Here is a 16,097-nt window from a genome sequence, read left to right on the forward strand (position 1 = left end):
ATTATTTGGAGCGTGTCGTATCGAACGGACGGACCTGCGCTTCGATGTACTCGCGTCTTTCTTCAAGGAATGGCGGAAGTGCGAGACTCTCACCTAATGTTTCATATGGTTCATCATCCATGAAGCCCGGACCGTCAGTGGACAGTTCGACCAGAATATGACCGATGCGTGTGTACAATGCCTCAAAATAGAAGCGGTCGACGTTTCCGGAGTGGCGCATGCCACGTTCGTTGTACTTCTCTTCCCACTTCTTGATGACGTCGTGGTCGGCGACTCTGAATGATACGTGGTGCACTTCACCATACCCTTGACTCGCTGAACTTGATTCATCTTTTCTCAAAATGACCTGGCCGCCATTGCCGCCTTCTCCAACATCAAGCAGAGTCACGTCTGCTTCTTCAGCGATCGGTTTCATGTCATAGACATCCATCAGCACCTGTTTGAAATCTTCATAGTAGCTGACGTGGATTTCAATCGGTCCGAGACCATAGATTGCCTTGTCTTCAGGTACAGGTCCGTTCTTCCACGGCTTGCCGGGCGCCACGCCTGTATTATTTTCATCGGAAACCAGCTGGTACTTCTGTCCGTCGGCTTCTTCAAACGGCAGCACTTTCTTGTCGAAAAGGTCCTGGATACCTTCATGTTTCACTTCGAACTGGTCAAAACGATCTCTGTAGTATTCCAGTGCTGCATCGCTCGGTACTCTGAAGGCTGTACGGTAGATCGAATTCGATCCCGGCGAACCTTTCGGATTGTTCGGGAAGTCGAAGAATGTCATATCCGTTCCCGGCGAACCGACATCATCGGCGAAGAATGTATGATACGTATGGATATCATCCTGGTTGACCGTCTTCTTCACCAGACGCATGCCGAGCACATTCGTAAAGAATTCGTAGTTTCTTACTGCATCGTCCGTCATCGCGGTTACGTGGTGGATACCAAGCAGATTTTCATTTGTCATAATAGAATCCCTCCAAGAGTTATTAATATAATAATATCTCGAATTTGAGATAATTTCAAGATGTATGCTTGAACTCCAATAAATCAGGAAAAATTCAAAAACTCATTTTCTATCGAAAATGTATTGCCTTTGCCTTTTGAATGAGGTGACCGGGAAATCAAAGGCATTTACTGTTCAATTCTTCTATTTTTAAGCTTGACTAGTATAGCGCTTTCAATTACTATGAAATCGATACCACATAAACAAGAAGGTGATCTGGATAGCGACAATCAAAGATGTAGCTCATAAAGCGGGTTTATCTGTAACCACAGTTTCAAGATATTTGAACAATCATCCTTATATATCAGATGAGAAGAAAGAAAAGATCAGAGATGCCATGGAGGAGTTGGACTATGTGCCCAGTTCCCTGGCCACTCAACTGCGATCCAATCGTGGAACGATGATTGGAGTACTCGTCTCCAGGCTTACAAACCCCTACTTTGCATATCTCGTCGATGCAATCGAGAAGAAAGCGAAGCAGCAGGGATACCGCCTCCTCATCATGCAGACATACGGTGATAAGCAGGAAGAAATAAATACTTTGGAAATGCTGAAGGAAAAAACAATCAGTGGCTTGATAATGTGTGCAGTGGAAAACGACCTCGAAACAGTGGAATCATATGCAAAGTATGGAGCAATCGCCGTATCCACTCAGACCGATTACAAAAGTGACCGGCTCCGTCTCATTACAACCAATCAGGAACAGGCGACATATGATGCAATCAATTTTCTGATCCGTAAAGGCTATACTGGCATCGCCTATTCTACGGGCGGCGATTTTACCGACCAAAGCCATGGGTCATACAGAAATAAAGGATACTTGAGGGCACTTGAGGAATCAGATATAAAGCTGAATGAGAGATGGATCTTCAAAAACAACCATACAATTGAGGACGGCATGGAGATTGCTGTTCAGCTTTCACGGTTGAATGAAAAAGACCGCCCTGATGCAATCTTCGCAGGCAGTGATGAAGTGGCAATCGGCATCATCCGGAAGTTTGAACAGCTTAATATACGCGTACCTGCAGATATTGCTGTCATGGGTTTTGATAACCAGCCTTTTTCATCCCTGGCAAAGATACCTCTGACAACTGTCGGGCAACCGATGGAAACTCTCGGACAGCAGGCCGCTTCATTAATTATCAGCATGATCGAAGGAACCGAATTTGCAATAGACGAATCGCAACTAAAACTGAAAATTATCGAAAGAGAATCTGCCTAGTCAGATTCTTTAAAATCATATATATGGTATCGATACCATAAGGAGGAAGAGCATGACAAAGTGGTGGCAGGAAGAAATGATATATCAAATTTATCCGAAAAGCTTTAAAGACAGTAATGGTGACGGTATTGGAGACATCAATGGCATCAGGGAGAAACTGCCCTATCTTAAAGACCTGGGTATTACGATGCTCTGGATCTGTCCCATCTTCAAATCGCCGATGATTGATAATGGTTATGATATTTCGGATTACCAGGACATCAATCCGGATTTCGGCACACTTGAAGATCTGGAAAATTTAATAGAGGATTCAAAAAAAGTGGGCATCAAGATTATACTGGACCTGGTTGTGAACCATTCCTCCGACGATCACCCATGGTTTCAGGAAGCGCTGGCCGATCCAGACAGCAAGTACCGCGACTACTACATCTTCAAAAAATCCGTAGATGGCAGACCACCCAACAATTGGCGCTCGATATTCGGAGGCAGTGTCTGGGAGAAGGTTCGCAGCGAGGATATGTACTACTTGCATACATTTGATAAGAGACAGCCGGATCTGAACTTTGAAAATCCTGAACTACGCAGAGAAATCCATAAAATGATCAATTGGTGGCTGGACAGAGGCATTGCCGGATTCAGAATCGATTCGATCACCTTCATCAAAAAAGACCAGGATTATCTTTCACTCGAAGCTGACGGCGTAGATGGACTGGTAACCTGCAAGCATAAAATGCGCAATCGTCCTGGCATCAGTGAGTTCCTGCATGAACTGAAACAGGAAACATTTAATAAATATGATTGCGTGACCGTCGGGGAAGCACCTGGAGTCGGATACGACGAATTCGGTGATTACATCGGTGAAGATGGCTACTTCTCGATGATATTCGATTTCAAATATGCAGATATCGATGTGGAATCAGGCAGTGACTGGTTCAAGCGTACAGACTGGACGGTAAAGGAATTCCGTGATCTGATATTTCAATCGCAGGAAGCAATCCAGAAAGTGGGATGGGGCGCCAACTTCATAGAAAATCATGATCAGCCAAGGGCGATATCCAAACTGATCAGAGAACCGCAATACCAGAACTATTTCGGCGGCAGTGCCCTGGCCCTGATGTACCTCTTCCTGCGCGGTACACCCTTCCTGTATCAGGGACAGGAAATCGGAGCGACAAACTTCACCCGCCAGTTCATTGAACAGTTTGATGATATATCAAGCATCGACAACTACTACCGTTCAATGAGTGAAGGATTCACCAAAGAGGAAGCACTCAACTTCGTCAATCTCCGCAGCCGGGACAACACCCGCACCCCGATGCAATGGGACAGTAGCAGATATGCAGGATTCTCGACGCATACACCCTGGCTTGAGACGAATGAGAACTATGAAACAATCAACGTCGCCTCACAGGAAAATGATTCTGAATCACTCCTTAGTTTCTATAGAATGCTGATTTCAACCAGAAACACATCAGAATATAGAGACACTCTGATATATGGGGATATCAAACCTATATACGATACAAAGGCGCATATCATCAGCTACTATAGAGAACATTCAACAGAAACATTGCAGGTCATCGTCAACATGTCCAGTGATGAAACCAGCATGGAAATACAGCCATTTACGTCAATCATCAGTAATTACAAAGGTATAAAAAATAATGACGGAAGCATTACTTTAAGACCTTATGAAGCAATGCTGATCAAATTGAATTAGACTGGAGAGCAAATTATGACAAACAATAAGTACCAGAAAATTGCTCGGGAAATCGTTGAGACTGTCGGCGAAGGTAATATTGAAAGTGTTTCCCATTGTGCCACCCGGCTACGGCTGTCCGTTCATGACCGTAAAAAGATCAATGATGAAGAAATCCAGCAGATAGATGAAGTGAAAGGTGTCTTCTACACAGGCGGCCAATACCAGATCATTCTTGGTACGGGCATTGTAAATAATGTATATGAAGAAATAAATAGCGAACACGAGTTTACCGAACGCACCAAAGATGAGATGAAAGAGAACAATGAAAAAGGATTTCAACGTGCAATCAGAATACTGGCAGATGTTTTCATCCCCATCATTCCGATACTCGGTGCGACCGGTCTTTTCCTTGGTCTGCAGGGGGTCATATTCAATGAGTCCGTTCTAGGCTTCTTCGGCCTGTCTCCAGATATGATTCCAGACGAGTTCAATACAATCATCAATATACTGACAAGTACCGCCTTTGCATTTCTCCCTGCATTCATTACATGGAGCGCGTTCAAGACATTCGGAGGGACGCCCGTCGTCGGTTTCCTGATCGGTCTGATGCTCGTTTCTCCCGAACTGCCCAATGCATACGCTGTTGCCGAAGGGGATGCCAATCCAATCATGGTATTGGGATATATTCCAATCATAGGGTATCAGGGAAGTATATTGACCGCTTTGTTTGCTGGAATCATCGGTGCAAAGATAGAAAAGTTTCTACGCAAACGCATGCCGAATGCACTTGATCTGATATTTACACCTTTCTTCGTCATCATCATCATGCTGCTGATCTCGCTTTTCATCATGGGACCGGTAGTGAAGGCAATTGAAACGGTAGGCATAGACCTTGTCACAATGTTCATAGGGCTCCCGGTCGGACTGGGCGGATTCCTGATCGGATTCCTGTATCCACTGGCAGTCATGACAGGACTGCATCATATGTTCATCATTGCAGAAACCTCAATGCTCGCAGCCACCGGTTTCAACCCACTGATCACTCTGGCAGCGATGTATGGATTTTCAAATGCTGGAGTCACCCTGGCACTGTCCCTGCGCAGCAGACAGACAGCATTTAAAACAGCAGGTATCAGTGCAACCATTACACAACTGCTGGGCGTCAGTGAACCGGCACTCTTCGGTGTCGTATTGAGATCTGGAATGCGTGCTTTATTCGTTATGCTGGCCTGCTCGTCACTCGGTGGCGGTATACTCGCATTACTCGGCATCCAGGCAAACTCCTACGGACTTGCAGTCATACTCTCTCCGCTCATGTATCTGTATGACTTCAGCCAGCTGCTCACATACGTGATCGTCGGCATCGCTACTTTTGCACTCGCATTTGTCGCTACCCACTTCATAGCCGTTCCTAAAGGAGAGGTTGCTACAGAGAATGCAAGTAGACAAAAAGTGGCTGAAGAAATGAAAAACACAGGTGAAACTGCATCCGGTCTACAATTTGCTGCTACGACTGATGGTGAACTGCTGTCACTTGGCAGCGTAAATGACCCCGTCTTCTCACAGAGAATGATGGGCGAAGGATACGCAGTAGAACCGGAAAACGATGAAATCTACAGCCCGGTATCAGGTACAGTGACCATGATTACAGATACAAACCATGCGATCGGCCTCGAGACGGAGGAGGGCGTGGAAATCCTGGTGCATATGGGCATAGACACGGTAAACCTGAAAGAAAATATATTCAGCATCCATGTGACTGAAGGACAAAAAATCAGTATAAATGACAAATTAGCTGATATGGATAGAGGTATTGCTGAATCTTTAGGATACGAGAGCACAATAATTACAGTCATTACAAACACTCCGGACAAAGTAGACACCTTTAAACTGAAAAATCTGGGTCAGGTCAAACATGGGGAAATGGTTGCAGAAAGTGTTCTAAACTAAGGTATGAAAATAAAGGAGCATCCGTTCAGACTGTTATCTGAGTGGATGCTCCTTTATGGATATTAATACTAATCTTCCACGCTGAAACTGAACACCGTTTCCCACTTCTCACTGTCGCGCGAAACAATATCAAAGCCAAGATCCAGGTACTGGGCGGCCGGCGAACGCTGTGCTTCCATGCAGAAGCCCATATACTGTTTCGGGTTTCTATCTTTCAATGGCAGCCCATCGTCCAGATTGTTTCCTGTGTAGAATACAAGCCCCGGGAAGTCCGTCTTCAGACTCACCTTGCGACCGCTTCCTGGTTCATATACTTCGAAATGATTGCCATCATCGGTCAGGAAGTAATGGTCAAATCCACCATTCACTATTTTTATCTGGTCATCATCGCTATTGAACACCTCTTCAAACCGCTTCCCCTCACTCAGATCGAAGATCCCTTCACACCGCTCAGCTGATAATGGGATCAGTGCTTCATCCATCTTGAGATACTTCCCTGCATCACTTGTCACAATGTGATTCGACACCGGCTGATCCTTATCACTGTTCAGGTTGAAGTATACGTGATTAGTCGGTGCCACCGCCGTTGCACCTGCACTATCCACCTCATACTCGAGCTTCAGTTCATTTTCATCATTCAATGAATAAAGGATGGCGACTTCCGGATTTCCTGGAAATGCATCGTCAATCACTGTATGGAAACGGACCTTGTACGTATCCTCCGCCTCGATGATTTCACTATTCCAGCTTTTATTCTGCATGCCGAATTCCCCGCTATGAAGTGCATTTGATCCTTCATTGCGTTCCAGTGGATAAGTTTCACCGTCCACTCTGATCTCGGCATCCTTCACCCTGCCGGCAATCGGTGCAATCGTCGCGCCTAACAGATGCAGGTTTCCGTAGTATTCTCCGAGCGTTTCGTTCTGCAGTACAACATCGCTGAATTTCCCGTTGCGATCCGGAACATGGATGCCGATGATGCTTGCGCCTACGTTGATGACTTCGACTTTCATGCCATTGTTATTTTCCATCGTATATAGAATAATGTCCCCATCATGGTGCTGCTCACTGATCTTCATTGTCATTCCGCCTTCCCAATCATCATTATCATCCTACATTTCTGCATATACCCGAAGCCACAAGCCGGAACCATTTGATAAACCGTTTATATCTGGTTTTCATATATAATGAAAGAATAGAAATGAAAGGAGCCTGCCCACCATGGACTTGCCCTATGATGACGAAACTTTCTTCAACCAGTATAAGCAACTGCGAAGCAGCCCGCTCAGCTACAACGAAGTCGTCGAGATGCCTGAGATGAAGCGTGCGCTTCCACACCTTGAAAATAAAACGATACTCGACATCGGCTGCGGACTCGGCCATCTGATCGCGCATATGCTCACCCATTCTCCAAAAGCAGTCACCGGTACTGATGCTTCGAACCTTATGATCAATCACTGTACGTCCCACTTTGATCAGGAGGATGCCACTTTCCTCCATGGTGAATTCACTGAGATGGAATGGACAGCGCAGTTCGATGTGATCACCGCTTCACTGGTTTTCCATTATATAGAGGACTTCGATCAGCTATGCCGTAAACTCGCGACAATTCTCAAACCCGGTGGCACACTGCTTTTCACCATGGAGCATCCGATCACCACTGCGTGCAAGACACCACACATCAAAATAGAGGGCGTTCCCCACAAAGTCGACCACTATTTTGAAGAAGGAGAAAGAAGCGCCTACTGGTCGGGTATGGAAACATATGTCGAAAAATATCATCATACCATCGAAACCCTCTTCAATTCACTCATTCAGAACGGCCTTTCCATCGATTATGTCAAAGATCTAGGTCAAAGTCCTGAAGTGTTCGAGCTTTATAGTGAAGAACGCATCGAAAAACTTCGCCATTTTCCACCGTTCATTCTGATTCGATGCAAGCGGATTGATTGATGGTAAAATATACAATACTACAAATTTGTAAGCGTTTTATTTATTGGGTATAGAAGCCTTTGATATACTGATAATAGGTTCAAAAAATCAAAAGGGGGATTTTCATGAAAGGTATGGATGGCAAAGTAGCAGTTGTAACCGGTGGTGCTTCAGGTATCGGGTACTCCATTGTCGAACAGCTACTTGATCAGAACGTAAAAGTTGTGATTGGAGATCTGAATGAAGATAAACTGAAGGAAATCGAGGAGAATTTTTCCGGAAATGCTGTCGGGGTTGTTGCGAATGTAACCTCCGAATCGGACATTAAAAACCTGGTGGACACAGCTGTAGAAAAATTCGGCAAACTGGATTATGCCTTTAACGTAGCAGGCCTCAATAAGTCCGGAAAAATATTGGAACAGCCGTACGAAGATTGGAAAACGACGGTGGATATTGTATTGAATGGCATTTTCCTTTCCACGAAACATGAAGCCAATGCGATGAAGGAAAATGGAGGCGCGATTGTAAATATCTCTTCCTTGAACGCACATGTTCCAATGTTCTACGGGGCAGCCTATGCTTCAGCAAAAGCCGGAGTTGAGATTTTCACAAAAAATGCAGCACTCGAGTTTGCGGAGCATAAGATAAGGGTGAACGCCGTACTTCCAGGATTAGTTAAGACACCACTTACCGCTTCATTCTTTGAAAATGAAGCACTACAAGAAGCATTCATGGAAAGAATACCTGAAAAAAGAGCCGCAGAACCAAGCGAAATAGCAGCGCCATCTCTGTTCCTGGTTTCGGATGACGCTTCCTATATCAATGGCACAAGTCTTGTTGTGGATGGTGCATGGGAAATAACAGGCTATCCAGATCTAAGTAAGCATATGTAATCCTCAATAATTATTAAAGCGTTCCGGAATACTTCGGGACGCTTTAATAATTTGACTGATCAGCGTATATCAATATCATTTATACAAGAACACAAGATATCCTGAAAGTCCACGCCTATCAGACTACTACCAGCTTGCCTTCTTTACGCCAGGTATCTGTCCTTTATGTGCCAGTTCCCTGAACTTGATGCGGGATAGTTCAAAGTCGCGGAGTACTCCTCTTGGACGTCCTGTGACTCTGCACCTCCGAGTCAGCCGCGTCGGTGATGAATCCCTCGGCAGTTTCCTCAATGCTTCGTAATCGTCTTTCTCCTTCAATTCCATTCTCAGTTCACGGTATTTCTCCACCATTTCCTGACGTTTCTTCTCTTTTGCGATCTTCGACTTCTTAGCCATGTATATCTCTCCTTAAAATTTTTATGACTGTTGCAGGACCCATGGATATGTGTCTTCAAGTGTCGTCCAGTCGCTATCCAGCTCTTCTGCCGTAAGCAGACACTCATCAAGCGCTGCAGTAATTTCTTTTTCGTCAATCCCTATTCCAATGAACACCAGCTCGTTTCTGCGGTCGCCGTATTCAATGTCCCATGCTGATGACATTTCCTGATTCTGTTCGAGAATCTGGCGACGGGTTTCGACCGGCATTGCAGCTACCCAGTAGCTGACAGGTTCAATACCGACACTTCTCCCAGCCTGTGAGACCATGATGGCAAAGTCGTTTCTCGAAGCCAGCCACGCAAGCCCTTTCGCACGGACGATATCATCCGGCATGGTCTGGAGGAAGTTGTCGAACCGTTGTGGATGGAATGGCAGTGTCCGTCTATAGACAAAGCTTGAAATACCGTACTCATCCGTCTCTGGTGTGTGGTTCTGATGCCCACCTTCTTCCAGCTCGCGTAACCAGCCTGCAGACATGCTTGCCTTCTCGTAATCGAACTTCTTCGTGTCGAGTACTTTCGCCAGAGGGACATCCGCATTTGTAGTTCTGATGATCTCCGCCTCCGGCTGCAGAATCCTCAGCACTTTCTCAAGCTGTGCCAGCGCTTCTTCTTCAACGAGGTCGCACTTATTCAGGATCAGTACATCACAGAACTCGATCTGATCGATCAGAAGATCACTCACCTCGCGCTCGTCGACGTCGCTCATGCCCTGGCTCCGATCAAGCAGTGTTTCACCGGACTTGTAGTCCGTCCAGAATCTGAAGGCATCAACCACGGTCACCATCGTATCGATCCGTGTCTTCTTGGTCAGATCAATATTCATCTCTTCATCAGTATAGGAGAATGTCTGGGCAACCGGGACGGGCTCTGAAATGCCTGTCGATTCGATGAGAATGTAGTCCACATCTCCCTGGTCGGCAAGCTTTTCCACTTCGACCAGCAGATCCTCGCGAAGCGTGCAGCAGATGCATCCATTCGACAGCTCGACCAGCTTCTCATCAGTCCGGCTCAGACTGCTGCCATCGGCAATCAGGTCTGCATCGATGTTGATTTCACTCATATCATTGACAATCACGGCCACTTTCATACCCTCCGTGTTATTAAGTATATGGTTCATCAACGTTGTCTTGCCTGCACCCAGATAGCCACTGAGTATCGTCACAGGAGTCTTTTTCATCTTATTCATCCTTTAAATCGTAATAATTACGTTTTGAATCATAGCACCTTTATAAATATCTTTCAACATAAACTTCTTTTCAGCATGAAGATTGAGTTGAATATTTCATTTTTTCCATCTTTAAAAAGAATATTGAAAATTCTCTATTGACTCCATGTAAAAACATAGTAGAATTGTATGATATAAAAATAAACATATTTGGAAGTGAGGTCATCAAATGAAGAAGTTTTCGTATTACATACTGCTGACACTTGTCATCGTCGTACTTGCTGCATGTACAGATGATAGTGAGGTGGAAACCGACAACAGTGCAGGTGCAGAATCTGATACCGCATCCGGTGATATTGTACTGTCCCTGCCGAGTGATGCCGTTTCCCTCGACCCGCATGGCAGCAACGACAGCCCATCAGAAAAGGTAAGGTCCCACGTATTCGAAGGACTCGTCGCACAGGATGAGAATCTTGAGATTGTTCCTGAACTCGCGACCGACTGGGAACAGGTGGATGATACAACATGGAGGTTCACGCTGCGTGATGATGTGACGTTCCACGACGGCAGCCCATTCAATGCTGAAGTCGCGAAAGCGAACCTTGACCGCCTGCTTGATCCGAGCCGCTCCTCCACCCGTGCCTTTGTTCTTGAGATGATCGAGGAAGTGAATGCCGTCGACGAACAGACACTGGAAATTGTCACGGAATATCCATTTGCGCCACTTCCCGGTCATCTGACACATGGTGCCGGAAACATCATCAGCAAGGAGCTGATTGATGAAGACTACCAATATGCCCTCGATGAAGCGGGTGTAGATATGACGCTTGAAGAGTATTATGAACTGCGCGAAGCAGGCGGTGACGAACATGAAGCCGTTGCGCAGGATATCTCTGAATTTACCGGCACGATCGTCGAGCAGAATCCTGTCGGCACCGGATATCTGAAATATGAGGATCGCCAGCCTGGCGAATCCACAACGCTTGCCAGAAACGAAGACTACTGGGATGGGCCGGCCAATTTTGAAACATTGACACTGAAAGTGGTCCCTGAAACAGGGTCCCGTCTGGCCGAACTTGAAACCGGCAGCTCGGATGCCATCGCAGATGTCCAGTCCAGTGATGCCGAGCGAGTTGAAAGCAATGATGACACTACGCTCGAAAGATCACAGTCCGTTGCATTGGAATATGTCGGCATCAACACACAGAGTGAACCGCTGAACGATGTGCGTGTCAGACAGGCCATCACCCATGCATTCGATAAGCAGGCCGTGCTTGAAGGTGTCTATAACGGTGCCGGTATCGTCGCTCATTCCCCACTCGCACCGGATGTATTCGGCTACGATGACAGTCTCGAACCGTTAGGTTATGACATGGACGAAGCCCGCGAACTGCTTGAGGAAGCAGGGTATGCTGATGGCTTCTCCCTGAACATCATGGTCAACGATGACAATCCTGAGCGTATCGATACAGCCATCTGGATGCAGGAGTCACTGGCTGAACTGAACATCGATCTTGAAATAAAACAGCTTGAGTGGGGTGCATTCCTCGATGCCACTGGAGAGGGTGAACACGATATGTTCATCATGAGCTGGGGCAACTCGACCGGTGACCCGGATAACGCACTGACACCGCTCTTCCACTCTTCCAGACTTGGTTCTCCAGGAAACAGGGCATTCCTTGAAAATGACGAAGTCGATTCACTGCTTGATGATGCACGCCAGGAATCCGACGAAGAAGAACGTAAGGCATTGTACGGTGAAGTACAGCAGATCCTGATCGAAGAAGCACCTGCCATCTTCATCATGCATCCACAGTATATGAATGCCTACAGCAACAGCATCGAAGGACTCGAAATCGACAGCTATGACCAGTTCAACTTCAGGAACGCAACAGTAGAAAGTGAATAGGCATTAAGCCTTTGGAATAATAAAAATGCGAAGCCGGACCTGCCGGCTTCGCATTTTTTCAAATCATATATTCTTATTGATGTTATTGATATTACTGACACCCGTCTCTTTAAGCCATCTTTCAGCAGCAGCTGTGCCTTTCATCTGGTATTCCTTTGTTGCACCGCTCCATGTGGCACGGCCACATAATATGCCATTGAAGTCTGAACCTGCTTCCTTAGCAAATTTGAGCGTATTCTGGAACAGCTCAGGACTCACTCCAGCACTTAGGAAAATGAAGGGAATGTCGCTTACTGATGATTGCTCCTTGAAATGCTTGGCCGCTTCTTCCTGTGTAAGTATCGACGTGTCGGAAAAACCTTCCACATAATTCATATTGACGGGAACTTCCACTTTCAGTACATCCACATTGTACTTTTTTTTACTGTATTCACGCATTGCACCGATTACTTTTCTTGGCTTCACTTCTGCAAACTCTCTGCTTTTCACGTCTTCGATATTCGCATCATACGTCAGAATTTCCAGGAAGAAAGGAATATCTTCTCCTAGGCATTCGGAACCGACACGTTCGATGAATGCCTCTTTCTGCCGATTGATATCAGGACTCTCATCTACATCAATATATACAAGCAGTTTGATGCCATCTGCACCCCGTGCTTTAAGGGAGTGGACAGAACAATCCGGTATCAGATCAGGCAACCTGCCTGGCGTCTGCTTGTCATATCCGGTCTGTTCATAGGCCATCAGGAGACCACATTCCGAATATCTGTGATCAGCAGCATCCCAACCATATTCAGGATCAAGCAGTATGGCAGAAGCATGTTCAGTCAGATTCTCTGAAACGAGACGTTTAAATTCGCCGAGTGCTTCTGAAGGCGTGTCCTCTCCCATCATTCTTCTCAAGGCGCCCCGCTGGTCAATTGCCAAAGCGGAAATCTTTCCATTTTCATCTCTGAATTTATCCAGATTCTTCATTATTGTTCCCCCAATAGTATATCTTTGATTTCTGCTTTTGAATTCGAAGCATGCAGTCGTTCGATGACGGACTCATGAACCAGTTTCCTTGAAATATCCGCCAGTATTTTCAGGTGTTTATCCCCTGCACCTTCAGGCACGAGAATCGAAATGATGAAATTAGTCTCTTCGCCATCCATTGCCGGCCAGTCGATACCCTGTCTGTTCCTGATGACGATCAGACTCGGCGTTTTAATGGAGGCATCCGATACATGAGGAATTGCGATTCCATTCTCCATTCCCGTACTGCTCTGAGCTTCACGATCGAGCAATCCTTGCAGTACAGCTGATCTGTCGGTTGATATGCCATCCTCGACCGCTGTGGCAGCAATGAATTCAAGTGCTTCCTGCTTATCTTTGAGTTGATGGTCAAGATGCACCTGATCCGTACCAAACTTCAAAGTCTCTTCATCCAATTTAACATTGGAAGCCATATCATCTGCAGAAACTACTGCACCATCGGCAACTGCCAGGCGGTCTACTGCTCGCTTCTGATCAAGACTCATCAAATAACCGGCAACGACTGAACCGAGCAGAATTGCCAAGATCCATAGGAGTGCATGCGTTACGATTGGAAGTACAATGAATCCACCATGTGGTGCAGGCACTTCAACTTGGAACAGGTATGTCAGTATCGCAGCAATCGAAGAACCGATCATCAATATCGGTATGATGGTAAGTGGTCTTTTGGCGGCGAAAGGAATCGCTCCCTCAGTAATATGTGTAGATCCCAGAAGGAAGTTGACAAGTCCGGCACTTCTTTCATCAGCAGAATAGTATTTCCTACCGAAGAGCACAGCGAAACCGGTTGCCAACGGTGGCGCGATACAGGCTGCAGATACACCGGCCATGAACAGATAGTTGCCTTCAGCCAGCAAGACGGTGCCTGTGACATACGCCGCCTTATTAACTGGTCCACCCATATCAAAGGCACTCATGGATCCGATCAGAAGTCCAAGAATGATGGGACTGGAGTATTGGAACCCTGAGATGAAGTCCATCATCGTCTGATTGATCATTTCCATCGGTATGGACAAGTACCAGATGATGAATCCGGCAATAAATATACCAAGCACCGGGTAAAGGAAAATCGATTTCAACCCATCCAGCTGCTTAGGCAACCCTCTCAGTGATCTTGCAAGCATGACCATGACCAGACCGGAAAGGAAACCACTGACAATACCACCAAGGAATCCGGTGCCATTATCCGCCGCGATCAAACCAGTGATGAAACCAATGATCATCCCTGGTCTGTTGGCAATCGACTGTGCGATGAATGCACTCAGTATCGGGACCATAAGTCCCATGGCCACCCCGCCGATGGTGTTCATCTGAGCAGCAATCGGATTATACTGATCAGACGACGGATCCGCTGAATAGATGCCGAACATGAAGGATATGGCGATCATGACACCTCCGGCTACAACAAATGGAATCATGTGTGAGACACCATTCATCAGATGGACATAGATCTGTCGCCATATGGATACTTTTTCTTCAGAAGCACCTGATGGACCTTCATATTTCCTGTCGGTACGGTATGTTGAAACGTCCCCAGACAATGCACGGTCTATCAGTGCATCCGCCTGCTTGATCCCTTTTGATACAGAGACGTTGATCAGTTTCTTTCCATTGAAACGCTCTATATCGACATTCTTATCTGCTGCTACAATAATGACCTCAGCTTTCCTGATTTCTTCTGGTGTAAAGGAATTCTCCACACCCTGCTGGCCATGGGTTTCAACTTTGATGCTGATATCTTTTTCACCTGCCGCCTTCTCAAGTGCCTCCTGTGCCATGAAGGTATGTGCGATGCCCGTTGGACAGCCTGTTACTCCAAGAATTCTATAACTCATCTATAACGCCCCTTCCACTTCTGTTATTTTGATTGTACTTTTCAAATCAGCCACATCTTCAAAATCTGTCAGACCTGAGGTGAACGCCGTCGATGATCCCGCAGCCACTGCTTCAGCCAAGGCATCCGACGGCTCGCTTCCTTGTGCAAGCGTCGCATAGAAAGTTCCCAGCAAAGCATCCCCTGAACAGGCGGTGTTGACCACTTCCCCCTCCGGTGCATTACTTTTCAGCACGCCGGATGCATTGAAGAACCAGGCACCCTCATCACCCATTGAAATAATGAGGTTCTCTACACCTGATTGAACCAATGCTTTGCCATATCGGATGATATCAGCATCCGTGTTAATATCTGCATCAGGAAATATATTCCTGAACTCATCAATATTCGGTTTGATCAGATAAGGGCGATAAGCAACAAGATCACTCAGTATGGTCTCACTGATATCCCAGATAAGCTTGAATCCCTTCTCAACTGAAAGGCTGGCAATATCCAGCAGTATCTCTCGATCTACACCTTTTGGCAGACTGCCAGAAACAAAAAGGACATCGTCGCTGCCAAGCATCGATATTTGCCTGATCAATATGTCCTGTTTCTCTTTCGACACTTCCGGCCCCCCGTTAACAACCTTGTATTCTCCATCTTCAGATTGGATGAAAGTATTGATTCGGGTGATCCCTTCTATATCGACAAAATCATTGGCGATTCCCATACCATCCAGTTCTTCCTTGATGAAGCCACCCGAAAATCCACCGAGAAATCCGAGAGCCGTCGACTGTATTCCAAGCCTATGCAGAACGATCGAGACATTGATTCCTTTTCCGTTTGGCTGGTATTCCTCATAGAAACTTCTGTTCACTGCTTCCGGCACGAAACGCTTCATTTTACAGAACAAGTCTATTGCCGGGTTCATCGTACATGTATAGATCATTGTCGACCTCCTGTATTACTCTATATTTATATTATGTCAGGCTAGCTAATGGAAAGGTTTTCAAATATCATTGGATTAAACGGA

The 16,097-nt window shown here is 46.0% G+C and carries 13 protein-coding genes; 6 read left to right on the forward strand and 7 right to left on the reverse strand.

The genetic code is table 11. The features are described from left to right. Position 1: 1 nt before the first annotated feature. Complete coding sequence (locus GQ671_RS08355; RefSeq protein WP_160655542.1) at positions 2 to 961, reverse strand: ring-cleaving dioxygenase; 960 nt, start codon at positions 959 to 961, stop codon at positions 2 to 4. A gap of 250 nt (positions 962 to 1,211) precedes the next feature. Between GQ671_RS08355 and GQ671_RS08360 the strand changes: the two genes are divergently transcribed. Genes GQ671_RS08360 through GQ671_RS08370 form a run of 3 tightly spaced genes read left to right on the forward strand, consistent with a single transcriptional unit; the run spans position 1,212 to position 5,874 of the window. Then, the gene (locus GQ671_RS08360) at positions 1,212 to 2,222 is read left to right on the forward strand and encodes a LacI family DNA-binding transcriptional regulator (protein ID WP_322789466.1); all 1,011 of its coding nucleotides are present in this window, start codon (positions 1,212 to 1,214) and stop codon (positions 2,220 to 2,222) included. A 52-nt stretch (positions 2,223 to 2,274) separates the two neighbouring features. Further along, positions 2,275 to 3,942, forward strand: coding sequence for an alpha-glucosidase (locus GQ671_RS08365; RefSeq protein WP_160655545.1), 1,668 nt, complete (start codon positions 2,275 to 2,277; stop codon positions 3,940 to 3,942). A 15-nt stretch (positions 3,943 to 3,957) separates the two neighbouring features. Next, on the forward strand, positions 3,958 to 5,874 hold the full coding sequence (locus GQ671_RS08370; protein WP_160655548.1) for a PTS beta-glucoside transporter subunit IIBCA: 1,917 nt from the start codon (positions 3,958 to 3,960) through the stop codon (positions 5,872 to 5,874). A 68-nt stretch (positions 5,875 to 5,942) separates the two neighbouring features. On the opposite strand, the gene GQ671_RS08375 is transcribed toward GQ671_RS08370, so the two are convergent. Beyond that, entirely contained in the window at positions 5,943 to 6,953 is a 1,011-nt protein-coding gene (locus tag GQ671_RS08375; RefSeq protein WP_160655551.1) for an aldose epimerase family protein, read from the reverse strand. 142 nt (positions 6,954 to 7,095) lie between these two features. Between GQ671_RS08375 and GQ671_RS08380 the strand changes: the two genes are divergently transcribed. Next, positions 7,096 to 7,827 (forward strand): class I SAM-dependent methyltransferase, encoded by a 732-nt coding sequence (locus GQ671_RS08380; RefSeq protein ID WP_160655554.1) that lies wholly within the window; start codon positions 7,096 to 7,098, stop codon positions 7,825 to 7,827. A 104-nt stretch (positions 7,828 to 7,931) separates the two neighbouring features. Beyond that, positions 7,932 to 8,699: an SDR family NAD(P)-dependent oxidoreductase gene (locus GQ671_RS08385; protein WP_160655557.1), complete on the forward strand. Its 768-nt coding sequence runs from the start codon at positions 7,932 to 7,934 to the stop codon at positions 8,697 to 8,699. A gap of 126 nt (positions 8,700 to 8,825) precedes the next feature. Here the strand turns inward: GQ671_RS08385 and rpsN are convergent, their stop codons facing one another. Both rpsN and GQ671_RS08395 read right to left on the reverse strand, forming a co-directional pair. After that, entirely contained in the window at positions 8,826 to 9,095 is a 270-nt protein-coding gene (gene rpsN / locus GQ671_RS08390) for a 30S ribosomal protein S14 (RefSeq protein ID WP_160655560.1), read from the reverse strand. Positions 9,096 to 9,116: 21 nt separating this feature from the next. After that, positions 9,117 to 10,316 carry a GTP-binding protein gene (locus GQ671_RS08395; RefSeq protein ID WP_160655563.1) on the reverse strand — a complete coding sequence of 400 codons (1,200 nt, stop codon included), beginning with the start codon at positions 10,314 to 10,316 and terminating at the stop codon, positions 9,117 to 9,119. A gap of 217 nt (positions 10,317 to 10,533) precedes the next feature. Here GQ671_RS08395 and GQ671_RS08400 point away from each other — a divergent pair, with 217 nt between their 5' ends. Further along, positions 10,534 to 12,213: a glutathione ABC transporter substrate-binding protein gene (locus tag GQ671_RS08400; RefSeq protein ID WP_160655567.1), complete on the forward strand. Its 1,680-nt coding sequence runs from the start codon at positions 10,534 to 10,536 to the stop codon at positions 12,211 to 12,213. A 63-nt stretch (positions 12,214 to 12,276) separates the two neighbouring features. Here the strand turns inward: GQ671_RS08400 and GQ671_RS08405 are convergent, their stop codons facing one another. The 3 genes from GQ671_RS08405 to pfkB are packed head-to-tail and all read right to left on the reverse strand — an operon-like array spanning position 12,277 to position 16,013. Further along, the gene (locus tag GQ671_RS08405) at positions 12,277 to 13,188 is read right to left on the reverse strand and encodes a tagatose 1,6-diphosphate aldolase (RefSeq protein ID WP_160655570.1); all 912 of its coding nucleotides are present in this window, start codon (positions 13,186 to 13,188) and stop codon (positions 12,277 to 12,279) included. Beyond that, a complete protein-coding gene (locus GQ671_RS08410; protein ID WP_160655573.1) occupies positions 13,188 to 15,083 on the reverse strand; it encodes a fructose-specific PTS transporter subunit EIIC in 1,896 nt (631 codons plus the stop codon). Before GQ671_RS08410 ends, GQ671_RS08405 begins: the two co-directional genes overlap by 1 nt. Next, a complete protein-coding gene (pfkB, locus tag GQ671_RS08415; RefSeq protein ID WP_160655576.1) occupies positions 15,084 to 16,013 on the reverse strand; it encodes a 1-phosphofructokinase in 930 nt (309 codons plus the stop codon). Between the last annotated feature and the right edge of the window lie 84 nt (positions 16,014 to 16,097).

The sequence above is a fragment of the Salinicoccus hispanicus genome, assembly GCF_009831115.1.
GTDB lineage: Bacteria > Bacillota > Bacilli > Staphylococcales > Salinicoccaceae > Salinicoccus > Salinicoccus hispanicus.